We start from the raw sequence: 22,711 nt of genomic DNA on the forward strand, positions 1-22,711 counted from the left end.
ATAACCAATGACTATTGACTATTGACTATTGACTAATGACCAAACGCATTATCGGCTTAACTGGAGGTATTGCTACAGGCAAAACAACTGTGGCTAATTATTTGGCTAGTGCCTATAATTTGCCAGTGTTTGATGCAGATATTTACGCCAGAGATACAGTATCTGTAGGTTCACCAATTTTAAGTGCGATCGCTCAACGCTATGGTAAAGAAATATTACTAGCAGATGGCAATCTTAACCGTCAAATGCTAAGTGAAATTATCTTTCCTCATCCAGAAGAACGCCATTGGTTAGAGAGCGTGATTCATCCTTATGTGCGCGATCGCTTTCTGCAAAACATTGCTGAATCTGCTGCATCAAGCATAGTATTAGTTATACCATTATTATTTGAAGCTCAGATGACTGATTTAGTCACAGAAATCTGGGTTGTCAGTTGTTCTCAATCACAGCAATTACAAAGATTAATTGCCAGAAATAATTTAACTCCCGAACAAGCCCAAACCCGAATTAATAGTCAATTATCTCTCATAGAAAAAGCAGCACTTGCCGATGTTGTTATAGATAACTCTTCCACCTTAGAAGCACTGCTTAAACAAATAGATCAAGCAATTTAATTTGGTTCCTGAAGTGATTTCTTATATGTAGGGTGCGTCAGTTTGAGTAACCCTTAACTTACCAAAAATTATTTGTACTGACGCACCCTACTGGCGTGACAAGGCTAAAATGTTGCCAAAAAATTGTAGGCGTAGGTTGGGTTGAGGCTTTGCGAAACCCAACATTTTCGGGATTTTGTTGGGTTTCTCTACGTACCATTCGGGATCTTGCTACAACCCAAGCTACAATTTTAATGCCACATTTTAGTTTAGACACGCCACTACCAACTAAAAATTAAGGAACTCTCACTAAATAAGATGACTGGAGTGGTTGAGCGCGTCCAGCATTTACTAGTGCTTGGTAAACAAAAGCGGCAATTTCTGCCCTAGTCGCTTCACGATTGGGATTGAGTTGGCTAACTGTGGGATAATTGATGACTAATTGTCGTGAGGTAGCTGCGGCAACTGGCCCAACGGCATAACTGGGAATTTGCCCAGCATCAGTATAGATAGAAATGACATTTTGATTATCAGCAGTTAAGCCGAGTCCATTCGCTAAAGCAACTAATGCTTGAACCCTGGGAATTTGCTGCTGTGGTTTAAAAGTACCATCAGGATAACCAGAAACAAATTGACTCTGGTAAGCCGCTTGAATTGCCCCATAAGCCCAGAAATTGCGGTTGACATCTCGAAAATCAATCGCGTTACGTTTAGTTGGTGGTGTTAACGCTTTAGTGACAATAGTGGCAAATTGGGCGCGTGTTACAGGCTCATTGGGTTTAAACGTACCATCGGGGAAACCAGCAATAATATTCTGTGAAGCTAAAGCTTCGATATATGCCTTTGCCCAGTAACCTGTGGGTACATCATTAAAGCCCGTGGTTTGTCCTCCTGGGGGTGGTTCAACACTAGCCGCTACAAAGTCCACCTGTCCAAAAATCTTTTTCTGATCAATATCATTCCCAACAGCCAAAATTCGATTGGTTTTGGTAGCGTTATTCACATCATAACGAGTGTTACTGCGAATCAAGTTACCACCAGGATTTTCATTCGTACCTAAGTCGGGTTGAGCGCCGATAGTTGCCACTACACCATCGCGTTTATTATTTTGAATGACATTCTTCCGGAGTATGGGCTTGGCTGACTCGGAGATAAACAAACCATCTTGGTTTTGGACAATCTGATTTTCGACAACGAGAGGGGTAGAAGTCCCACCGATCGCAATCCCAAAACCTGTATCTTGAAATAAGTTATTGCGAATCTCCCCTTGGGCTGATCTGGCTACAGAAACCCCGTTACCTTTGTTCTGTAAAAAGATGTTACCTTCAATTTTGGGATTTCCTGTGCCTGTGACAAACACCCCATCCCGAACACTGTTAGTAAAAGTATTATTTTTAATAGTGGGATTAGTTGATTCTACCCACACACCAGTACCACGTTGATTGGGGTTAGTCACAGTTAAACCAGCGATCGTTGTACCATTACCAGCCAAAATCGTAATATCTTGTCGAGCAAAGGTACGACTGGTATAAAAACCACCACCTGTAATTAATACTCCTTGCCCTCTATTTGATTCATCACCTTGCAAAGTTACTCCAGTTGGAACTATCAAAGGGAATTGTTCGCCAGTTTCATTGCTGTAATTTCCCGGAGCCAGTTGGATCAATGTTCCTGGCTGCGCTTGGTTAAGAGCAAAGCTAATTGTTTTATAGGGTGTAGTTGCGCTTGTACCAGCACCAGCAGTATTTACACCAGTTGCAGGGTTGACATAAATAACTGGTGCAGTCACAGGAACTTGCGCTGTCAGAATAGGCTTGGTAGCTCCAGCATTTACCTCAGTGGAGACTAGCATGAACCCACCAGCAACCAACAGTAAACCAGTGATCCCAACTGGCAAGGATAAAGTTGAGAGTAAACTTCTTACTAAAGGCAGGTTAAAACCTTGGTATTTCATTGTTGTGTTTGAGATGTGCTGATTGTGATATGGTGAAATTGGGTTGATTTGGCAAATATCTAGCTATCAAACCCATGCAAAACTATAACCGGATGACTAGCGATTCGCTAGCTATGTTTCGGAAGAAATTACATAAATTTGAAAATGGTCAATGGTCAATAGTCATTAGTCAATGGTCAATGGTCAATAGTCATTATTTCTTCATTTTGAATTTTGAATTTATTCGTCTCCTTCACTCCCTCACTCTCTCACTCCCTCACTCAGCACGGGCTGCATCGCCCCGCTTCCGCTAACAGCACTCTCTCACTCCCTCACTCAGCACTCAGCACTCTCTCACTCTCTCACTCCTATTTTGAATAAACACAAATGAGAACCCCGATTTCTTCATGAAACCGGGGTTGGTGTACTTGGCTTTATTTGTTTTATTTATACTGTTTTGATGTTGTTTTCAGTAAGCTAATGTTTCTAGTGTTTCTCGCAAGTAGCGCTGGACTTGCTGTTCCAGATGTAGCTCTTGCAGGTGAACGTTGCTTTCTAACTGCCAGCGCTGGAAGCCGGAACTAGCTGCGATCGCATATTGCAGATGATTCCAAATTTCAGAATCACGAGCGAATTGGTAGTCACTGGAAGCTGTTATCTTAGCCATAATCCCTCATTCCTCAGTTTTAACTTCACTAGTTAACTGGGGCAAGATTTTATTTACCCGCACCCCTAAAATGGTGAAATCTTTCTTAATCTTTTCTAAAGGTAATGGTTTTATCGCTGCAAATTCTGTGTCATTGGTCACTAAAACTCGCGCTACACTCACGGGAATTTGGAGAAACAAATTACTTGCCAAAAAGGTTAAGGCTGCCAATACTAACCCTACACCATGCCATTGTGGTAAAAAACTTGCCACATTAACTACTAGCGGGGTCGCTTGGTACAATTGCCATAATACACCAATGGACAAAATTGCTGCCACAAGTGCTAGTACACGATTTAACTTTGTATTAATTAAACAGAGAATTTTTCTTTGTTGCTCAGTCAGATTTTCTGGCTTGATGGCTATGCCCAAAATGGCGAATATATAAAATGGACGGCGTAACTGCATCCACAAAAGCGGGATCACACCCACTGCTGCGACTAATAAAAGTTCTATCCATACAGGCAACACTGGCTGACCAACAGATAGAAACAATAAACACAGCAATAAAAAAATTGGCATTGCCGCCAAGCCGGCGACATGAATCCACAGTATCGGTTCAGAGCGAAATGAGCGCATATTATTAGAGTCCTGAGTACTGAGTACTGAGTGCTGAGTGTTGATTCTCAAGTTGTGAGTGAAAGCTTTGATAGTTAAGGAATCTATCCTCACTTTACTCATGACGACTCAGCACTCGTGACTCAGCACTACCTTGTTAACGCGAGGGTACGGCGCTTAGTAACCATTTGGTAGGCTTCGATGATGTCACCTTCAGCCCAATCATGGAACTTATCAACACCGATACCACATTCGTAGCCAGCATTGACCTCACGCGCATCGTCTTTCATCCGCTTGAGGGAATCCAGCACACCTTCGTAGATCACCTTGCCACCACGACGTACACGAATTTTGCAGTTGCGGACTAGTTTGCCAGATTGGACATAACAACCAGCCACAGCTCCCCGACCGACTGGGAAGACGGCACGGACTTCGGTTTGACCCAATGGTTCTTCTACCAACTCTGGTTCCAACAGACCTTCCAAAGCTCCTTGAATATCTTCTAGGAGTTTGTAGATAATGTTGTATTCTCGCACATCCACACCAGCTTCATCAGCTGCTTGTCTAGCTCCACTGGCGTAGGTCGTATTGAACCCAATAATAACTGCACCACTGGCGGCGGCTAGGTCAATATCTGTCTGAGTGATTTCACCAGCAGCAGATAATAGCATCCGAATTTGTACTTCGTTTTGGGGGATTTGCTTGAGTGATCCCACAATTGCTTCTAAAGAACCTTGGACATCTGCTTTCAGGATCAGGTTGAGTTCTTTCAACTCGCCTTCTTGAGCTTGAGCAGATAGGGTGGTGAGGGTAACACGTCCTTGGAGGAGACGCGATAGGCGTTGTTTGTCGGCACGATCTGAGGCCAGGGATCTGGCTTCTTTTTCGTTCTGGAAGACTTCAAACTCGTCACCTGCGGCGGGGACATCGCTTAAACCCAAGACCTCAACAGCGAAGGAGGGACTAGCTATGTCTACTCTTCTGCCGCGATCATCTACCATTGCTCGGACTTTACCAAAGGCTGAACCCGCAACCAGCATATCTCCTACGTGGAGAGTACCGTTTTGAATCAGTAGGGTAGCAACCGCTCCCTTGGCTTTATCTAAGTGGGCTTCAATGACTGTGCCTTTGGCGCTGCGGTCTGGGTTAGCGGAAAGTTCGCCAACTTCTGCGACCAACAGGATCATCTCTAGGAGAGTATCCAGGTTTTCACCCTTGATGGCGCTCACAGGAACCATAATTGTCTCACCACCCCATTCTTCTGGGGTTAATCCATATTGGGTGAGTTCTTGTTTCACACGGTCTGGTTGTGCGCCTTCTTTATCAATCTTGTTGATGGCAACTACAATCGGGACTTCAGCAGCCTGAGCATGGCTAATAGCTTCTACGGTTTGTGGACGAACACCATCATCTGCTGCCACTACTAACACAGCTATATCGGTGACTCTAGCTCCCCTCGCCCGCATGGCTGTAAAGGCTTCGTGACCAGGAGTATCGAGGAAGACGATTTGCTGTTCTTTACCTTCGTGTTCTATGTCTACGTGGTAAGCGCCGATATGCTGAGTAATCCCCCCAGCTTCACCGGCCGCGACTTTAGTTTTGCGAATCGAGTCTAGTAGGGTAGTTTTACCGTGGTCTACGTGACCCATAATTGTCACTACTGGCGGACGACGCAGGAGATGTTCTAGGTCTGCCACGTCAATCATTTCGGTGACTTTGCGAGCTTCCGCTTCTGGTTCGGCGGTTTCGATTTCTACTTCTAGCTCTTTCGCTACCAAAGTAATTGTTGGGATGTCTAGATTTTGAGTGATACTCACCGCCATGCCTTTCATGAACAGGATTTTCACAATCTCTGTATCGGCCACGACTAAAGCATCAGCCAACTCTTGCACCGTCATCGGCCCCATGACTATGACTTTTTCTGGACGCTCGCGCTTAACTTCTGTTTCTTGGCGGCGGTTTTGCTGGTCACGGTTGCTACTACTAGACTTTTTACCACGAGTAGTAGGAGCATTGATTGGTGCTGCTACTGGTGATTGTGTTGGTCTAGCTGCTTTCGGTTTGGGAGGACGGGCGATGGAAAGACTGACTTGGACGGTTGCGGGTATTTCTAACCCATCTTCATCTAAGAAGTCTTCGTCTTCAAAATCATCTTCCAAGATGGGCTTGGTACGTTTGCCTTTAACGCCTAACTTACCAGCCTTTTCTTTGATTTCGTCGATAATTTCTTCTTCTTGCCACTTTTTACCACCTTTGGAAGGGCGGGGTGGTGTGGGACGTTTCAGGTCGAGCAGGTCTGGGGCGATCGCTTCAGCACCTACTTCTCCTCTGGCCTGTGTACCTGCCATTTGTCTTGGCGGGGTGGCTACAGGCGCTGGTTGGTCGGCTGAGGGGCGCATTGGTCTTTGAGGACGTACCCCGTCCCCGCCCGGTGCGCTGGGTCTGCTGCCACGTTGCTCTGGTTTTACCGGACTTTGGGTAGGCCGAGCCTGCTTTTGCACTGGTGCTGGAGAAGTTTCTCCTGACGCTGGCTTGACCACTTTTGTCGGCTTGACTTGGTCGCTGCGATCGCGTTTGAGAATTGGTTTCTCGGCGGAAACACCCAAAGGCTCGATGACATCGGCTTTTTCTCCCGCAGGTCTGCTTGGTGGTGCTGACAGCTGGGGTTTGGGCGGTCTTTCAGCTTTACTAGGTCTTGGTTGACCTACTTTATCGGTCTTCTCTGCTGTAGTTTTTTCCGGCACTTGTGGCTTGGGTGCTGGTTCTGTTTCTGGTACAGCAGGCTTTTGTGGAGTCTCAGATAGATTCCGGGGTACTGGTCGAGAGGGTGCCGTCGGCTTCATGGGTGAGGCTGGTGTGGCGAAGGGCTTCGGAGGTGCAGGAGAATTGACTTCAGAAGAAGCAATCTGGTCTTCGTTAGCAACTGACGCCTCTGGGGCGTTGGAGGTAGGATTTCTCAATATTTTGGGTTTGCGAATTTCCAAAATTTGTTGTTTGTGAGGTGGAGCAGGTCGATTGCGAGAGCCAGTCTGGGCTGAATTTGGTTTATGACTAGTTGTACCTAGTTCTTTTTTAGTTGTTCCATTTGTAGCTGCGAGTTTTTCCGCAGCTGCCCGGATACTTTCTGCTTCAGATTCTGAGATAGTACTGCTATGGCTTTTGACCGCAATATTGAGCTGGTCGCAAATTGCTAATAGCTCTTTGTTATCCAAATTCAATTCCTTTGATAATTCGTAGATTCTAACTTTGCCGTTGTTCATCCACTCTTCCCCTTTAATTTACAGTTTTTTAGCGGATGGTTGCCTGGGAGTGCGACATCTCCATCCTTCGGTTACTGTTTTTAGGTTGCCCTTGGTGATTTTGCCGGTGCCTCCAATCAGGAAAGAGAGATGTGTCGGTTCAATGCTGGCATCTCCACCAAAATTGGTGGTTGGCGGATGCCCATAAAAACTTTTTTAAGAAAACTTTTTTATGGTGTCCGTTGACGCCGAACTGCGCCTGAGCGCTACCAGGTTGCCATTTTGTAGTTTTTTGTTTTGCTGTTTCTGAGTCTTCCACAACACATTAAGTTGAATTTGTTGGGAGTACTGCTTCGCTCCTCTTGATTTTGGCAGAGCCGCTTGCTAACTACACCCATTTACTATTTTGGCATTAACCCTCAAAATTGCAGAGGGTTTTGTCATAGCACAAATATTTTGGCTTTTGCCAATATTCCTTTCGGGATTACCGCCAAGAATGCTGGATCGCCTAAATTTGGTTTTGGGGATTGTTTTGGGCTAGATTTTGCCACAATGTTTGGTACAGTGTTTCTGGCACTGTTGCTTGTAGCGATCGCCCTAGTCGATTTTTTTTCTGAGCTGCTTGTAAGCAACTCATCTGTGGGCAAATGTAGGCTGAACGCCCCATGCCCTGATTCAATTGTACCTTCCCTGATGGAAAGACACGGACAATCCGCCAAAAGTCTTGTTTTAGTCCAACTTTACGGCAACTAATACAACGCCGATAATTAGGTTGCATTGGTCTTCTGTAACTTTAACAGAACTTGTTGATGGTAATAATCAAGTTGGCATTACCAACCATGATTTACCTTGTGTTGCCTAATTTCTAGTAATAATTAAGACTAATACAAATAATTATCTTACCAGAAATCTTTCAGGCTTATAAATTACTCTTCATCTCTGGTGTCAAAAGATTCATCCTCTAATTCTTCTTCTTGATTCTCTTCATACTCTAGTTCCTCGAATTCATTGTCATCTTCCTCTAGTTGATAGTTGGCCCGGACAGCTATAAATTTGGTATCTTCAGCCGCATGATCATATTTGGCTTTGTCTTTAATGTCGATTTTCCAACCAGTTAAGCGGGCAGCCAAGCGAACATTTTGTCCTTCTTTGCCAATCGCTAAACTCAGTTGATCTTCAGCGACCAAAACATGAGTCTGACGAGTTTCCGGGTCCATCAGGCGGACTTCATCTACCCTGGCAGGACTCAGGGCATTAGCAATGTATGTTGCTGGGTCTGGTGACCAACGAATCACGTCAATTTTTTCCCCACGTAATTCGTTAACTACTACTTGAATCCGTGATCCCCTAGCGCCAATACAAGCTCCTACGGGGTCTACATCACGATCAAGGGTATCTACTGCTATTTTAGTCCGTGGCCCCACATAGCGAGAGGGAGGATTGGCTTCTCTGGCTACAGCCACAATTCTTACCACTTCATCTTCAATTTCTGGGACTTCGTTGGCGAATAGGTAAACTACTAAACCTGCATCAGCACGGGATACTAGTAGCTGTGGTCCCCGTTGTTGACCTTGGGAGACTTTTTTCAGATATACCTTAAATGTGGCGTTCGCGCGGTAATTATCGTTGGGTAGCTGTTCTCGTTTCGGTAATTCTGCTTCTACTTCTGGTTGCCCAAAACCACTGGCGACAGCTAGGATCACTGATTGGCGCTCAAACCGCAAAACTCTGGCTTGCAAAACTGTACTTTCTAAATCTTGGAACTCTTCTTGCACCATTTGGCGCTGTTGATCCCGGAGTTTTTGCGCCAGTACTTGCTTGGTTTGCATGGCTGCCATGCGTCCAAATTCTCCTTGATCTGGAGTGACATCTAGGACGACAGAATCTCCTAATTGAGCTTCAGGTGCAACTTGCTGCACTTCATCTAAAGATATTTGATGGTCAGTATTACTTACTTCTTCCACAATGGTTTTTGTGGAAAGAACACGGAATCCTTCATCATCAATATCTAATTCGACTTCAAAATTATCAAAGTAATCTTCATCGAATTGCTTACGTTCTAAATTTTGAGCGCGACGATAACGTTCGTAACCCTTGAGTAGTGCCTCTCTAATCGCTGCTTGAACTGCTAAACGAGGCAAATTGCGTTCACGGCTGATACTTTCTATTAGCTCTTTTAATCCTGGTAAACTCACCATTGACATAAGCAAATCTCCTTTAAAAATTAGCGTCTATAAACTAAGGATTAGAGGTTAGGGATGAGGGGCTAGAGATGAGAAAATAAAATCCAAAAATTTAGCATTAAGCAGGGGATTAGAGAAAAGTTTTCTCTAGTCCTCTCTTTGCCTCTAGCCTCTAGTTTCTAGCCTCTAACCTCTCGCTCCTCGCCTATCGAGGTTCATGTAGCTGCACCTTAGTGATAAGAGAGCGAGGAATTGCGATCGCACGACCTTTTTGATTTATGTAAACTTTTGTCTCATCCCGGCGAATCAACTGACCAGCCCAATCTTGTTGGCCTTCGTAGGATGGGGAAGTGGAGATAGTTATCGGAAATCCTTTAAAGGAAATAAATTCTCTATCAGTTACTAGTTGGCGCGAAATACCAGGACTAGACACTTCCAAGACATAGGCATCTGGAATAATCTCTGTCGCATCTAAAGAAGCTTCTAGCGCACGGCTCATGCGCTCACAGTCATCTAGACCAGTATCCTGTTGAGGATTGCGGATATCTACCCGCAATACTGGCGGTCTTTGGTTAGTGTGAAAAACAATGCCAACGACTTCTAAGCCCAGTTGTTCTGCTACTGGGATTGCTAAATCTGTAATCTGTGGAATTAGAGGATGAGCCATGAGTGAATTCAATAAAAAAAGTGGGCGTAAACCCACTTCCTGCGATAGGGATATCTTCCAAGAAGTCTTGTGACGAACCAGTGATGGTTCGCCTCTAGATTGAGTGTAGCGCATTTCTTAATTAGTCATTAGTCAATGGTCATTGGTCAATAGTCATTAGTCAATGGTCATTGGTCAATAGTCAATGGTCAATAGTCAATGGTCATTAGTCAATGGTCATTAGTCAATGGTCAATGGTCATTAGTCAATAGTCATTCTCTGACTCCCTCACTCCCTCACTCTCTCACTCTCTCACTCTCTCACTCCTTCACTCAGCACTCAGTACTCAGCACTCACTCAGCACTCAGCACTCAGCACTCAGCACTCACTCAGCACTCAGCACTCCCCACTCATCTGTCCTGTCGCTTAATCTCTGCGAGGGTGGAACTTTTACTGACTAGGGGTTGGGTTTTTAATTGTCTAGTTTGTTCGAGTATTTGGTCTATGTCTTCTTGAGATAGGCGTTGGACGTAGTTGAGTTTGACTTCTTCGAGGAAATCAGCAAGTAAACTTTGGATTTGGGAAACTACTTGTTTTTGCTGCATTTCTGTGGCTAAAGCTTGACTGAAGCCTTGTACTAGTTGACCTGAAAGTTTAGCCGCGACGGGATCTTCGACGGCGTTGACTAGTGCTTTGTAGAGATTGGTGGTGAGTTGAGTAGTTAATTGTTCACTGAGTTGAGTTTGGGCTTGGGTGAATCCTGGTAGGATTTGGAGGTTTTGATAGAGGGGGAGTTGATGCAATACGGTGTCTATATTGTGACGTAATAGAGCATCTAGTTCTGGTTGGATTTTGGGGAGTACTTGATAAACAGTTGTTTGTAATAAAAGGCTGGCGATCGCTTCCATTTCGTTGACATTATTAATGTCTATATAAGGGCGCAATTTATCATTTTGCTGTAACCAGCGTGTTATATCACCTCTTTGCACTGATCCCTTAATTTGGTTGATGACTCTGATCACCACAATTTCTGTTAGTTCTTCAGCAAAATTGGCTACAACTATCTGATGAAATTGTGTGTTGATTGGTTGAAGATTTAATATATCAGCTTGGTCGAGACGGATAGCTACAGGTATGATTCTTAACCAACGCCAAAAGGGCATTAAGAGAAATAGATCGTACCAGCGCCACAGTATAGTATTTAACCAACTAAAACTAGGATGGCGACCTTTGATGTAAATGATTCGAGCGAGAAACTCTACACCAAAAAGCAAGACGAATGGTAAATCAAGTAACCAAAAGTTATCGATAAATTCCCCATTCTCGCCAATTCTCCGATAATAGTTTGTCGCCATAAAAGGACGAATCTTTTGATTAAAAAAACTAATTTCTTGCTTCCAGCCTTTTTGGGATAAGTAAGGTTGGCTCCAAAAGATCATAAAGGCTTGTTTGGCTGAATCATTATTAGTGCGATCGCGCATCCGCTTTTTGATTCTTTCTAAAGTGCCACTTTTGCCAACTGCAGCAAATGGATTGCCGTCAATCATCTCGCTACTGAGACGTTCCAGTTTTTGTAACTGAGTCTTTACTTGTGATGAAGTTAACCCCGTCTGACTGACTTGTTCTTCTAAAGCGTCAACTGTTTCTAGATAGTTTTGTGTTTCCCTGTGCGTTTCAATACCTTTAACACGGTCATAAATTTGTGTGATTCGCGGTACTTCTCGTAAATAAAAATCACGCCACGAGACATAAGTTAAATCGAATAAAACTAAGCCAAAATTGACTGTAACTACTACAGCCATAACTCTTTCAAAGTAGATATTTTGTTTTTTTAGTGATTTTTGATTAAGCATTTTTTGTTTTATATTATACAGAATAATGATAAAAGTATTAAACTAAAATTATGTTAAATTGTTACATTGTCGCATCATGGGTAAATAAACTTCTTTCTAGAGACAGAGGACAGAAATATTTTTTCAGATATCAATTACATTTAACTAATACAAGACGGATATTTATCAAAAATCATGAATAATTAAGAAAAAAACAGCAAAGCGAAGTAGGATAATCGACTTGTTAACCTTGATTATCTGACTGGTTTAACTTAAAGGAGTTTAAAATATGTGGTGTGGATTGGGAAAATCAAGCATGGCAATTGCTGCCACCTGCTTAATTAGCACTAGTTTCGTGGTGGCAAATACAACCTTTGCTGCTAGAGCGCGTAACTATACACCGCAGCAATTCCGGGCTGTGTTGCGGGGTTTGGGTTACAACGTGAAAGTCACCAACGGGCCTCTGACTGATGCAGAAACGAAAAAAGCTATCACTGAGTTCCAAAAGGGTTACAAGCTAACTGCTGATGGCATAGCCGGCCCCAAAACTCAAGATTTTGCTGCGAATATCATTCAAATCTTGCAAGCTAATTTAAACGCTGTACTCAAGCCTAATCCGCTTCTACCTCGTGATCAATTTTACGGCCCCAAAACAGAAGCAGCCGTCAAAGAATTCCAGAAGAAGTTTCAGCTACAAGAAACCGGGATTGCTAATTTAGCACTCCGTCAAAAGCTGAATGAAGAAGCCAAGAAAGTGATTAGTCAGCCGAGTACTGAACCAACACCAACACCAACGGCTTCCCCGACAACTAAGCCAACACCAACACCAACGGCTTCACCAACAACTAAGCCAACACCAACACCAACGGCTTCACCAACAACTAAGCCAACAACATCACCAACGGCTAAACCGACTACAAAGCCAACACCAACACCAACGACTTCACCAACAGCATCCCCATCACCGACAGCTTCACCCACAACATCTCCATCACCGACGGCTTCACCCACAACTACACCCTAAATAAGCTATTGACTTACGCACTCAACCAATAAACCATAAAAGAGGGTAGTCAATAGTCAATGGTCAATGGTCAATGGTCAAAATTAAGTTTTTTTAGACTATTGACCTTTACGGGTTCAATAGTTGCTTTCCGACGCAAAGCGACAGGAACGCACTATTTCACCATTGACTATTGACAAAAAAGCTAGAAAATTTGGTGACACTGCGTAAGTCCTAGATTATTTTGATCTAAGCGCGAATAAACTGGTTAAAACCTCTGATTTGGTTCTTCTAAGGGTCTGCCTTTTGGTGTAGGTAAAATCGGCCGGCGATCGTCGTAGGGCATAGGAATATACTGAACAGTGGGTCTTCCGCCTTGAGGTTGGGGATATAAATCCATGAGTTCGTAAATAGAACGGGGCAGTCCAACGGTTACAGGTAGCCCCATTTCTGTGGCTTCTTCAATGGTGATGGGATAATCATGAGTGACACGGCCAGTTGTTAGAGCGTCGATGATGGATTCAATGTTTTCTGGCTGGACTTTTTGTTGAGGAATATTATCTTTTAGTAGAGTTCTGACAAAGCGCTGTACTTGAGCGATCGCTTTACCTGCCAGGTCTGCCATAATCAAAGTCTGGTCATCAATCTCACTGATGGGTTTATCTTGCACGACCTTGAGAATGCTGGCTGCTGGATAATTACCTAACTGGGGATCAACTGGCCCCAAAACAGCATTAGCATCCATGACAATTTCATCTGCAGCTAAAGCTAGCATTGTTCCCCCACTCATGGCATAGTGAGGTACAAACACAGTTACTTTGGCTGAGTGCCGAATCAAGGCTCTGGCAATTTGTTCTGTAGCTAGTACTAAACCGCCAGGAGTGTGCAGAATCAAGTCTATGGGAACATCTGGGGGCGTGAGGCGAATTGCCCGCAGTATTTGTTCTGAGTCTTCAATGGTAATGTAGCGTGAAATGGGAATTCCCAATAAACTGATAGACTCTTGGCGGTGTATTAATAAAATTACACGGCTTTTACGTTCCTGCTGAAATTCTTGGAGGGCGCGCAAGCGACGATATTCAGTTTGGCGTTTTTGCCAGATGGGTTGCACAGAAGAAAGCAGCAGAAAAATCCAGAATAAGTCACCAATACCAAAGCCCATAGAGTTGATTGTCCTAAAAAACTGATCGCTGTCATTATTGTGACAATTTTTAGGCGATCGCAATTCTATCTACAGGTTTAAAGTGGTCTAGTATCAATATCTTTGGGAGCAGGAGGAGTGTAGGGGTAGGGTGTTGACTTTGGGTACTAGATAAGTGACCTAATTCTGCTACCAGCGTTCCAATATCAGTCCATCTACATAATCAAAATCAGTATCATCAGTCACTAATACCCAACTATGTTCTAGGCACTGAGCAGCAATCCATATATCATTCATTGGAATTGGTCGCCCTTTGCGCTTCAACGCCAACCGAGTTTGTGCATACATTGTTGCTGTTTCTCTTCCTAATGGCAAAACTCTACAAGCCGATATGAACTCCAGGTAGCGCGGCAAGTTTTGTAATGGACGGGTTGAATTTTCTGCACCAAATAATAACTCTCCGACGACAATTATTGGCAGGATTACTTCCGGTAAAACCAATACCCTTTCAGTAATTGTCGCGTCTCCGTTTAAAAAACGAACCGCAGCAGAGGTATCAAGTGCAATCTCACCACTCATTCAAATCAACCTGCCGACATTCTGCCGTGATTGCTCGCTGTAGCTCTTCTGCCTCTAAATCACTTAAAATTCCTGCAAATTTTGCCAGAGGATGGTTCTTGCGTATAGCTTTAACCCGATGTAAAAAATCCAGCACTGTTTGTACTAAATCATCGGGAGCTTGTTCGAGTTCCTGAATCAATTGCTCACGGTTTGTCATGTGTTCAAAGTTCCCCCACTAAAGTGAGATATCTAAAGTATATGATGGGAGAACGCACCCTACACAGTCGGCAAGCACCCTAGCGATCGCCTTACTTGCCAAGTCGCTCATAGAGTTGATTTTCCTAAAAAAACTGATCGCTGTCATTATTGTGACAATTTTTAGGCGATCGCAATTCTATCTACAGGTTTAATCATACTCAGAGCAAATTATGGCGAGACATTTCCTGCTTCTATCCACCGTAGATTTTATCGAAATATTCCTTTGAGTTTTGCTGGCTAAATGTCATGTTACTGTAATCACGCAATCGCTTTGTTATTTCCCACAAGTCACAACCATAACCTGTAAACGAAAAATCGCCCCAAATCCCAGGATATTGCTCTGCCTCTTCGTTCTCATCAAGAATATTGTAACGGCAAAGAAAATCTAGCGAGTCTGGATAAAAAGCGTGATAAACGCTGCAATCTTGGTGTCTCGATTGATACAGCGACTCATCGGACTCTAAACCTGAGTGCAAATCTTGAAAAGTTGTTAGATGCTGATCCGTCACGTGACCATCATGTTCATGCCAGTCATCAAACTTGTAAAGGGCGCAGTAATCGGATGGATAATACAATTTACAATGCTCAACAATCGATATCAGAATCTGACGGAGTGTGGAAACGGGAATTAAATCGGCTGGAACAATCGTTTCTGCATGAAAGGGCTTCTCTTGTTGCTTCCAAGCTATCTCCAGAATCCGATCCATAAAAAGAATCAACGCTACTAATACACTACTAATACACAAATTTAGGCTTGCCATGCCAGTACGGTCGATGTGCAACGAGATTGTTAGACCACGCTACTTGCGTGAAGAATTGATAAACTAATGAAAAAAGCGCTTGAGGAACAAAGACTTATGTTTAACAACACTCCAATCATCAGCGCATCTCCTGAGATTATGGGCGGTACTCCAGTTTTTGCCGGAACTAGGGTTCCTGTTCAAACACTACTAGATTATCTCAAAGCAGGAGAGACAATCGATGATTTCCTAGAAGGGTTTCCGACTGTCAACAAAGAGCAAGTCGTCGCTTTTCTAGAAGAAGCGGGAAAGCAACTTGTCAGTATGGTGGCATAATTATGAAGATTTTGTTGGATGAGTGCATTGACCGTAGATTGGCAAGAGAGTTTGTTGACTATGAAGTGAAAACAGTTCCCCAAATGGGATGGGCAGGGGTAAAGAACGGTCAACTTCTTACACTTGCGGAATCAGCATTTGATGTATTCATCACAGTTGATCGCAACTTGTCGTTTCAACAGAATCTGCCACAGTTCGATATTGTAGTAATTGTTTTGCAAGCACCATCAAATCGTTTAGCGGATCTAAAGCCTTTAGCAGCAAAAATCTTAGATACTTTACCTACCGCAGCTAAAGGAAAAGCGACAATAGTTAGCACTTAGAAAGTGTACTCATTTTTCCGCCTCTAAGCTACAGAATATTACAAGAGGTATACAAAAGCGCTGCCTTAAGATCATCTGCTTCTAGATCGGGCATCTCATTTAGGATTTGTTCAGTGCTTAGTCCAGCAGTAAACAAGCTTCAGAAATGTTGGGTTACTCTCCGAGAAGGCTTACACCTACGTTCCTCAACCCAACCTACTTTTCTGCTTAACTGAACCGTATTGGTTTATACTCCTTTGGAGAAGCAAGCTACATCCGCCAGTCGCATAGAATTCATACAGAATTCTGGCTCCTGACTCCTGAATTCTGTTCGATAATGCCTCTATCACCTCATGGCTCATGTCTGAATTTGTTAGTGTCGATTCTTTACTTGAACCATTTCAACACTTTGGTGTTAACTTGGGACTCTCACGTATCGTTAACCTGTTAGCGAATCTTGGCAACCCCCAGCAGCGAGTTCCCGTGATTCATGTTGCGGGAACAAATGGGAAAGGTTCTGTCTGTGCCTATCTTTCTGCTGTACTTACTGAGGCTGGATATCGTACGGGGCGTTATACTTCTCCCCATTTAGTTGATTGGACAGAACGTATTTGCTTGGATGAACAGCCGATTTCCCATGAGGAACTTTGTCAATTATTACTGCAAGTACAAGCTGCTGTTAGCTTTGATGAGTCACCAACGCAATTTGAGGTGATTACTGCCGCAGCTTGGCTATATTTTGCCCAGCAGCAAGTTGATGTAGCTGTGGTCGAGGTGGGACTGGGGGGACGCTTGGATGCGACTAATGTGATTTCTGAGCCGTTAGTGACAATTATCACTTCCATTAGCCGTGAACATTGGCAGCAGTTAGGGCCGACTGTTGCTGATATTGCTGGGGAAAAAGCAGGTATTCTCAAGTCAGGATGTCCGGTTGTGATGGGGAGTTTACCACCTGATGCTGACAAAGTTGTGCGATCGCGCGCTCAAGAATTACAATGTCCATTAATTACTCCCCAACCTGCTCATCAAATCGCTCCTGGATGGGCAGAATATCAAACAATTAAATATCCTTTACCTTTACAAGGACAGATTCAGCTGAGTAATTCAGCTTTAGCTTTAGCAGCTGTGGAAGTTCTCCAAGCACAAGGTTGGCAGATTTCGGCAACAGCAATTGTTAATGGCATGGCAAAAACTCAATGGCCAGGTCGAATGCAATGGGTGAATTGGCACAATCACAAATTATTAATTGATGGCGCGCATAATCCTGCTGCTGCCCAAGTTTTGCGAAACTATGTAGATAGCCTCAAGCCTCCATCAGTAACATGGGTGATGGGAATGCTGGCGACTAAAGACCACGCTGATATTTTTCAGGTTTTATTACAACCAAATGACCAATTATATTTAGTGCCTGTTCCTGATAACAAATCTGCTCATCCAGAGGAATTAGCCCAGCTAGCTATCAGTATCTGTCCAGAACTAAGCCTTTGTCAAACTTCTTCAGATTTATTATTAGCACTAGAATTTGCCTGTAATGCTAGAGATAATTTAATAGTTTTATGTGGTTCTCTCTATTTAATTGGACACTTTTTTAGTTGTGAAAAGAGGAATGGGTAATAGTAAATCTTAGAGGGTGTTTGAAAAGTTTCAGTAGGTATAAAAATGTCATTCTGACTGGAGCGGAGCGTCAGGAAGAATCTAGGTTTTGTGGTACATACCGAGATGTTTCATTCCGCTACGCTGCATTCAACATGACAAAGAAACAGACTTTTCAAACATCCTCTTATACCAATTCACTAAAAATCTGATACAGATCCAAACACGGAAACCGTTGTAAAATCAGAGTTTCTTAATTTTGAATTTTGCGTTCGCGTAGCGTGTCGAAGACAAAAGTTCTGTAGGCGGGTTTCCCGCCGTAGGAACGCCACTTGCTATAAGCCGGGAAACCCGACGGCAGTTGCTACAAGTCGGCAAAGCCGCCCAATGCACTGCCTCTCCAACGCAGTGGCTCAACTTTTCAAGACGAATTCTGAATTTTGAATTGGTATTAGAGGATATAGCGATTTTCATGCCGATGAAGTACACCTGTCTAGTCAAGAAGTTGTAGGGGCGAGTTAAGTGAGATATTGGTGAATCATATCAGCACGGTTCAGTTAAGCAGAAAAGTAGGTTGGGTTGCGCTGTCGCTCAACCCAACAAAGTCCTGATACTATTGGGTTACTCTCCGATAAGGCTTACCCCTACATTAGACATCTGGGGAAAATGAATGTAGAGACGTTGCAGTGCAACGTCTCTACAAGGATTTCGGGCAACGCAGAATTAATTTCTACCAGATGTCTATTCTTCAAACCAACCTATACTAGTTGTAGTTTTTAGGCTTAACTGAACATATCCTCCCTACCACTCCTAGCCTAAGCAAATAATTTCAGGAATAAAAATTAATAAATATACATCTTAATTAACAAAGCATAATATTTGTGTGAGTCATAAATACAACTAGTAATCAATCAAAAGTTGAAAAAAACAGGGTATTCCAGCTTGTGTTTTTGAGAATTCCCCACTACACTTCTTGCCTGAGTGTAAAGTTTAAGGAAATAGTTTTGTATTTCTTCATACGAAGTTTACAGTATATATACGCCAGATACTATTATTTATTTAATGTCAAAATATTACAAAAAACTAAGGCATTTGCTTTGGATAACGATTGTTTAATACTAGTCATTGTAATTATCTATGCAATCCCTGTGTCAACTTCTATGGCTACGATGCCTTAAATCAATTATTGACATTTCGCCACTGATGGTTGAGCCAGCAACGCTGTTGTCAGATGCTATTTCCCAGATGGTAAAACAAGGTGTGGATGTCTTGTTAGTTGGTAGTTTGCAGACACTTGGGTGGTTGTCAGAACATGATGTAGTGAAATTGGTAGCTTTGGGAATTGATTTGCCAACAACTCCCGTGTCCGCAGTCATGAATCCTATAGAAATCAAATTAAAACTCTCAGATTTGGAAGATATCTCTAAAATAGTTTTATTATCACGGCAATATCAATCAAATTGCTTGTTAATTGTCGATGAAGAAGATCAACTAGTGGGAACAGTTAGTCATAAAAATGTTTGTCAAGTAATAGAACAAATAACACAGCTAAACCAGCAAATAGATATTGATGATGACTGTTTAGCGCCCGCAGCAATGCCACTAACTAAGTCAGAACTAGGAATAGAAATAATGGAACTAGTTGATCACAGCTTAATCTGGCAGCACAGGAATAGACAACAACTGTTAGATATGAGCGATCGCCAAATGACTCAACAGCAACTAATGTTGCAGCTAATTCTCGATACCATTCCTGAGTGCATTTGCTGGAAGGATATCAATTCCGTCTTTTTAGGCTGTAATCTGAATTTTGCCAGGATGCTAGGCTTTGAGCATCCAGAAGAGATTGTGGGTAAAACCGACGATGATCTGCTTGCCAATTATCAAGACGCAGACTTTTGCCGAGCATCTGATGCTAGAGTCATTAAGACCGGTACTCCTGAGTATCACATCATTGAACTCTTACTTAAAACCAATGAGCAGCAAATTTGGTTAAAGACAAATAAAGTTCCCCTTCGTGATAGTGAAGGTAAGGTGATTGGTGTTCTCTGTACACTAGAAGATGTGAGCGAACAACAAGCGGCACTACGCGATCGCCAAGAAGCACTCACTCAAAGTGAACAACGCTTCCGCAACTTGGTAGAAGCGAGTAGTGATTGGGTTTGGGAAGTTGATGAAAATACTATTTATACTTACGCAAGTCCTCAAATCAGAGATATTTTAGGTTACGAACCACAGGAATTATTAGGTAAAACACCCTTCGACTTTATGCCACCAGCAGAAGCCCAGCGTGTAAAAGATATTTTTGCACCCATTGCGGCAATGCAACAGCCATTTAAATTTTTGGAGAGTATTAACATTCATCGAGATGGTCATTTAGTCATTTTGGAAACTAGCGGAGTCCCAATAGTTGATCTAACAGGTAAACTTTGTGGCTATCGGGGTATAGATCGAGATATTACAACGCGCAAACAAGCAGAGGTGAACCTACACAACACTCAGCAGCAATTACAAGCCATTTTAGATAACTCACCAACGGTAATTTTTGTCTTAGATACTCAAAATCGCTTTGTGTTGATTAATCAAGAGTATGAAAAGCTCATCAATTTTACCCAAAATGAAATCGTTGGCAAAAGTATTTATGATGTTTGGCCTGATGATATTGCTAAGAGATTTGCGTTAAACAATCATCTATTAATGACCAATGGTATTCCAACAGAAAGCGAAGAAGTCATTCCCCAACAAGATGGTTTACACACTTACCTAACTGTTAAGTTTCCTCTCAAAGATGTTCATGGTGTCACGTATGCAGTATGTGGGATTGCGACAGATATCACTGAACGTAAACGAGCAGAAGAAGAATTACGTCAGAGTGAAGAACGCTTCCGTTTATTGATAGCAGATGTCAAAGACTACGCAATTTATATGCTTGATCCTGAAGGACGAGTCATGAGTTGGAATTCTGGTGCAGAATGTATTACTGGTTATCAGACTACAGAGATTATCGGGCAAGATTTCGCTTGCTTTTTTGTGCCAGAAGATATAGCTAAAGCTTTACCAACTCAGCAACTAGAAATTGCCGCAGCTACTGGGCGATATGAATGTGAAAGTCTTTTTGTTCGTAAAGATGGTTCACATTTTTGGGCAAATTGCATTTTAACGGCATTACGCGATCAAACTAGTAAATTACGTGGTTTTGCTAAGGTAACTCGTGATATTACAGAGCGTAAAATGGCAGAGGATTGTTTATTGCGTTTCCAGAAAGCAATTGAAAGCACAAGTGATGGTGTTGCCATTGAAGACAACCAAGGTATTGGTATTTATGTTAACCCGGCTTTTACGGAATTATATGGATATAACTTAGAAGAATTACAAGCGGTAGGTGGAATGTGGGTAATTTTCCATATGCCTGATGAACGTAGCCAAATCTTTACTAGTGTTCTCAAAGGGGAGTCTTGGCGGGGTGAGGTGACTATGCGATCGCATGAGGGTAATCTATTACAAGTTGACCTCAGAGTTGATGCAATTAAAGATACTAATGGTAAAGTTGTCGGTACTGTATGTATTCATACAGATATTACTCAACGTCAGCAAGTAGAAGAAGGTTTAAGATTACGTGATCGAGCGATCGATGCTAGCAGTAATGGGATTATTATTGCTGATGCTAGCATCCCCAACGGGCCGATTATCTACGTCAATCCAGCTTTTGAACGAATGACAGGCTACTTGGCAGAGGAAGTTATTGGTCAAAACTTTCGCCTCTTCCAAAGCGCTGATATTGAACAACCAGGAATCCAAGAACTTAAACTAGCCATGCAAGCAGGCAAAGCTTGTACTGTAGTTCTCCGGAACTATCGTAAAGATGGTCGCCTATTGTGGAATGAGTTAAACATTTCCCCAGTTTACGACTCAACAGGTCAACTCACCCACTACATTGGCATTCAAACAGATATCACTGAACGCAAACAAGCAGAAACAGCATTACTCATCAGCCAACAGCGACTGCAATATCTGCTTACCTCTAGTCCAGCCGTAATTTATACTTGTAAAACTTTGGGAGATTTTGGCGATATTTTTGTCAGCGACAATATCACCACTATAACTGGTTATGAAACTTGGGAGTTTATTCAAGATACAAATTTTTGGTCTAATCGTATCCACCCAGAAGATTTATCTTCCGTGTTGGCAGAATTTTCTCAAGTGTTAGAGAAAAGACAATACAAATTAGAATATCGCTTTCTCCATAAAGATGGTACATATCATTGGCTATATGATCAAGGTCGGATAGTTGAAGATGACACAGGTAACCCAGTAGAAATGGTTGGTTACCTGATAGATATGACAGAACGCAAACAACTAGAAGAAGAATTAAAAATCGCACTAGAAAAAGAAAAAGAACTCAGCGAACTCAAATCTCGCTTTGTCTCTATGACTTCCCACGAATTTCGTACACCATTAAGTACTATTCTGTCTTCATCGGAACTACTAGAACACTATCGCCACAAATGGACAGAAGAAAAACAACTCATTCATTTACATCGGATTCAATCTGCTGTCAAGCGCATGACAGAGATGTTAAATGATGTTTTAGTCATTGGTAAAGCAGAAGCGGGAAAACTAGAATTCATCCCCACATCCTTCGATTTGATGGCTTATTGTCGTCATTTGGTCGGAGAAATACAGGCAAACATTAGCAATCAACAGCTGCACTTTATTAGTGAATATAAAACCATACCATGTTATATGGATGAGAAATTGCTAGGACATATTCTGCATAATTTACTGGCAAATGCTATTAAATATTCTCCTGATGACAGCACTATTCAATTTACTTTTGACTGCCAGAATGAATATGCCATATTTGAAATTAAAGATCAGGGCATTGGCATACCCCCAGAAGACATACCTCGGTTGTTTGAATCCTTCCATCGTGCCAAAAATGTTGGCAATATAGTCGGGACTGGCTTAGGTTTAGCCATTGTCAAAAAATGTGTTGATATTTATCAAGGTGAAATCTCTGTTGTTAGTCAACTGGGAATGGGGACAAAATTTACTGTGAAACTACCATTGAATAATCAAATATAAAT

The 22,711-nt window shown here is 42.5% G+C and carries 20 protein-coding genes and 1 pseudogene; 7 read left to right on the forward strand and 14 right to left on the reverse strand.

Going from position 1 to position 22,711, the window contains the following annotated elements; genetic code table 11:
• The first annotated feature begins 35 nt into the window (after positions 1-35).
• On the forward strand, positions 36-614 hold the full coding sequence (coaE, locus tag FD725_RS08850; RefSeq protein ID WP_179047779.1) for a dephospho-CoA kinase: 579 nt from the start codon (positions 36-38) through the stop codon (positions 612-614).
• A 58-nt stretch (positions 615-672) separates the two neighbouring features.
• On the opposite strand, the gene FD725_RS08855 is transcribed toward coaE, so the two are convergent.
• Together FD725_RS08855 and FD725_RS08860 are read right to left on the reverse strand one after the other, a co-directional pair.
• Complete coding sequence (locus FD725_RS08855; protein WP_179047780.1) at positions 673-813, reverse strand: hypothetical protein; 141 nt, start codon at positions 811-813, stop codon at positions 673-675.
• Positions 814-888: 75 nt separating this feature from the next.
• The gene (locus FD725_RS08860) at positions 889-2,547 is read right to left on the reverse strand and encodes a DUF1565 domain-containing protein (RefSeq protein ID WP_179047781.1); all 1,659 of its coding nucleotides are present in this window, start codon (positions 2,545-2,547) and stop codon (positions 889-891) included.
• A 74-nt stretch (positions 2,548-2,621) separates the two neighbouring features.
• On the opposite strand from FD725_RS08860, the gene FD725_RS08865 reads away from it, so the two are divergent.
• Positions 2,622-2,840 carry a hypothetical protein gene (locus FD725_RS08865; protein ID WP_179047782.1) on the forward strand — a complete coding sequence of 73 codons (219 nt, stop codon included), beginning with the start codon at positions 2,622-2,624 and terminating at the stop codon, positions 2,838-2,840.
• Positions 2,841-2,995: 155 nt separating this feature from the next.
• On the opposite strand, the gene FD725_RS08870 is transcribed toward FD725_RS08865, so the two are convergent.
• From FD725_RS08870 to FD725_RS08900, 7 genes are all read right to left on the reverse strand, one after another.
• Positions 2,996-3,193: a hypothetical protein gene (locus tag FD725_RS08870; RefSeq protein WP_179047783.1), complete on the reverse strand. Its 198-nt coding sequence runs from the start codon at positions 3,191-3,193 to the stop codon at positions 2,996-2,998.
• 6 nt (positions 3,194-3,199) lie between these two features.
• Positions 3,200-3,811 carry a low-complexity tail membrane protein gene (locus FD725_RS08875; RefSeq protein ID WP_179047784.1) on the reverse strand — a complete coding sequence of 204 codons (612 nt, stop codon included), beginning with the start codon at positions 3,809-3,811 and terminating at the stop codon, positions 3,200-3,202.
• A gap of 128 nt (positions 3,812-3,939) precedes the next feature.
• Positions 3,940-7,050, reverse strand: coding sequence for a translation initiation factor IF-2 (infB, locus tag FD725_RS08880; RefSeq protein WP_179047785.1), 3,111 nt, complete (start codon positions 7,048-7,050; stop codon positions 3,940-3,942).
• A gap of 487 nt (positions 7,051-7,537) precedes the next feature.
• The gene (locus tag FD725_RS08885) at positions 7,538-7,807 is read right to left on the reverse strand and encodes a YlxR family protein (protein WP_179047786.1); all 270 of its coding nucleotides are present in this window, start codon (positions 7,805-7,807) and stop codon (positions 7,538-7,540) included.
• Between the two features lie 148 nt (positions 7,808-7,955).
• Positions 7,956-9,233, reverse strand: a complete 1,278-nt coding sequence (gene nusA / locus FD725_RS08890) for a transcription termination factor NusA (RefSeq protein WP_179047787.1) — start codon at positions 9,231-9,233, stop codon at positions 7,956-7,958.
• 184 nt (positions 9,234-9,417) lie between these two features.
• Positions 9,418-9,879, reverse strand: a complete 462-nt coding sequence (rimP, locus tag FD725_RS08895; RefSeq protein WP_179047788.1) for a ribosome maturation factor RimP — start codon at positions 9,877-9,879, stop codon at positions 9,418-9,420.
• Between the two features lie 389 nt (positions 9,880-10,268).
• Positions 10,269-11,711 (reverse strand): hypothetical protein, encoded by a 1,443-nt coding sequence (locus FD725_RS08900; RefSeq protein WP_179047789.1) that lies wholly within the window; start codon positions 11,709-11,711, stop codon positions 10,269-10,271.
• Between the two features lie 268 nt (positions 11,712-11,979).
• Between FD725_RS08900 and FD725_RS08905 the strand changes: the two genes are divergently transcribed.
• A complete protein-coding gene (locus FD725_RS08905) occupies positions 11,980-12,714 on the forward strand; it encodes a peptidoglycan-binding protein (RefSeq protein WP_179047790.1) in 735 nt (244 codons plus the stop codon).
• A gap of 247 nt (positions 12,715-12,961) precedes the next feature.
• On the opposite strand, the gene FD725_RS08910 is transcribed toward FD725_RS08905, so the two are convergent.
• The 4 genes from FD725_RS08910 to FD725_RS08925 form a co-directional block, all read right to left on the reverse strand.
• On the reverse strand, positions 12,962-13,855 hold the full coding sequence (locus FD725_RS08910) for a hypothetical protein (RefSeq protein ID WP_179047791.1): 894 nt from the start codon (positions 13,853-13,855) through the stop codon (positions 12,962-12,964).
• Between the two features lie 168 nt (positions 13,856-14,023).
• On the reverse strand, positions 14,024-14,413 hold the full coding sequence (locus FD725_RS08915) for a type II toxin-antitoxin system VapC family toxin (RefSeq protein ID WP_179047792.1): 390 nt from the start codon (positions 14,411-14,413) through the stop codon (positions 14,024-14,026).
• On the reverse strand, positions 14,403-14,612 hold the full coding sequence (locus tag FD725_RS08920; RefSeq protein WP_179047793.1) for a hypothetical protein: 210 nt from the start codon (positions 14,610-14,612) through the stop codon (positions 14,403-14,405). The genes FD725_RS08915 and FD725_RS08920 overlap by 11 nt, the downstream gene beginning before the upstream one ends.
• Before the next feature lie 232 nt (positions 14,613-14,844).
• Positions 14,845-15,360: a hypothetical protein gene (locus tag FD725_RS08925; RefSeq protein WP_179047794.1), complete on the reverse strand. Its 516-nt coding sequence runs from the start codon at positions 15,358-15,360 to the stop codon at positions 14,845-14,847.
• Between the two features lie 150 nt (positions 15,361-15,510).
• Here FD725_RS08925 and FD725_RS08930 point away from each other — a divergent pair, with 150 nt between their 5' ends.
• Both FD725_RS08930 and FD725_RS08935 read left to right on the forward strand, forming a co-directional pair.
• Positions 15,511-15,729: a DUF433 domain-containing protein gene (locus FD725_RS08930; protein ID WP_179047795.1), complete on the forward strand. Its 219-nt coding sequence runs from the start codon at positions 15,511-15,513 to the stop codon at positions 15,727-15,729.
• A 2-nt stretch (positions 15,730-15,731) separates the two neighbouring features.
• Positions 15,732-16,052 (forward strand): DUF5615 family PIN-like protein, encoded by a 321-nt coding sequence (locus FD725_RS08935; RefSeq protein ID WP_179047796.1) that lies wholly within the window; start codon positions 15,732-15,734, stop codon positions 16,050-16,052.
• Positions 16,053-16,080: 28 nt separating this feature from the next.
• On the opposite strand, the pseudogene FD725_RS08940 reads toward FD725_RS08935, so the two are convergent.
• Positions 16,081-16,188, reverse strand: a pseudogene (locus tag FD725_RS08940) (DUF433 domain-containing protein); the annotation flags it as partial.
• Between the two features lie 203 nt (positions 16,189-16,391).
• Here FD725_RS08940 and FD725_RS08945 point away from each other — a divergent pair.
• Positions 16,392-17,645, forward strand: coding sequence for a folylpolyglutamate synthase/dihydrofolate synthase family protein (locus tag FD725_RS08945; RefSeq protein WP_179047798.1), 1,254 nt, complete (start codon positions 16,392-16,394; stop codon positions 17,643-17,645).
• 1,182 nt (positions 17,646-18,827) lie between these two features.
• Positions 18,828-22,709 (forward strand): PAS domain S-box protein, encoded by a 3,882-nt coding sequence (locus FD725_RS08950; protein ID WP_372726709.1) that lies wholly within the window; start codon positions 18,828-18,830, stop codon positions 22,707-22,709.
• The last annotated feature ends 2 nt before the right edge of the window (positions 22,710-22,711 follow it).

This window comes from Nostoc sp. TCL26-01 (genome assembly GCF_013393945.1).
Taxonomy (GTDB): domain Bacteria; phylum Cyanobacteriota; class Cyanobacteriia; order Cyanobacteriales; family Nostocaceae; genus Trichormus.

Coding starts and splice junctions, on each gene's coding strand:
- FD725_RS08930 (WP_179047795.1), top strand. CDS start 15,511: ATGTTTAACAACACTCCAATCATCAGCGCATCTCCTGAGATTATGGGC.
- FD725_RS08905 (WP_179047790.1), top strand. CDS start 11,980: ATGTGGTGTGGATTGGGAAAATCAAGCATGGCAATTGCTGCCACCTGC.
- FD725_RS08950 (WP_372726709.1), top strand. CDS start 18,828: ATGGTTGAGCCAGCAACGCTGTTGTCAGATGCTATTTCCCAGATGGTA.
- FD725_RS08855 (WP_179047780.1), bottom strand. CDS start 813: ATGGTACGTAGAGAAACCCAACAAAATCCCGAAAATGTTGGGTTTCGC.
- FD725_RS08885 (WP_179047786.1), bottom strand. CDS start 7,807: ATGCAACCTAATTATCGGCGTTGTATTAGTTGCCGTAAAGTTGGACTA.
- FD725_RS08920 (WP_179047793.1), bottom strand. CDS start 14,612: ATGACAAACCGTGAGCAATTGATTCAGGAACTCGAACAAGCTCCCGAT.
- FD725_RS08870 (WP_179047783.1), bottom strand. CDS start 3,193: ATGGCTAAGATAACAGCTTCCAGTGACTACCAATTCGCTCGTGATTCT.
- FD725_RS08875 (WP_179047784.1), bottom strand. CDS start 3,811: ATGCGCTCATTTCGCTCTGAACCGATACTGTGGATTCATGTCGCCGGC.
- coaE (WP_179047779.1), top strand. CDS start 36: ATGACCAAACGCATTATCGGCTTAACTGGAGGTATTGCTACAGGCAAA.
- FD725_RS08860 (WP_179047781.1), bottom strand. CDS start 2,547: ATGAAATACCAAGGTTTTAACCTGCCTTTAGTAAGAAGTTTACTCTCA.
- FD725_RS08935 (WP_179047796.1), top strand. CDS start 15,732: ATGAAGATTTTGTTGGATGAGTGCATTGACCGTAGATTGGCAAGAGAG.
- FD725_RS08915 (WP_179047792.1), bottom strand. CDS start 14,413: ATGAGTGGTGAGATTGCACTTGATACCTCTGCTGCGGTTCGTTTTTTA.
- FD725_RS08910 (WP_179047791.1), bottom strand. CDS start 13,855: ATGGGCTTTGGTATTGGTGACTTATTCTGGATTTTTCTGCTGCTTTCT.
- FD725_RS08925 (WP_179047794.1), bottom strand. CDS start 15,360: ATGGATCGGATTCTGGAGATAGCTTGGAAGCAACAAGAGAAGCCCTTT.
- rimP (WP_179047788.1), bottom strand. CDS start 9,879: ATGGCTCATCCTCTAATTCCACAGATTACAGATTTAGCAATCCCAGTA.
- FD725_RS08945 (WP_179047798.1), top strand. CDS start 16,392: ATGTCTGAATTTGTTAGTGTCGATTCTTTACTTGAACCATTTCAACAC.
- infB (WP_179047785.1), bottom strand. CDS start 7,050: ATGAACAACGGCAAAGTTAGAATCTACGAATTATCAAAGGAATTGAAT.
- FD725_RS08900 (WP_179047789.1), bottom strand. CDS start 11,711: ATGCTTAATCAAAAATCACTAAAAAAACAAAATATCTACTTTGAAAGA.
- nusA (WP_179047787.1), bottom strand. CDS start 9,233: ATGTCAATGGTGAGTTTACCAGGATTAAAAGAGCTAATAGAAAGTATC.
- FD725_RS08865 (WP_179047782.1), top strand. CDS start 2,622: ATGCAAAACTATAACCGGATGACTAGCGATTCGCTAGCTATGTTTCGG.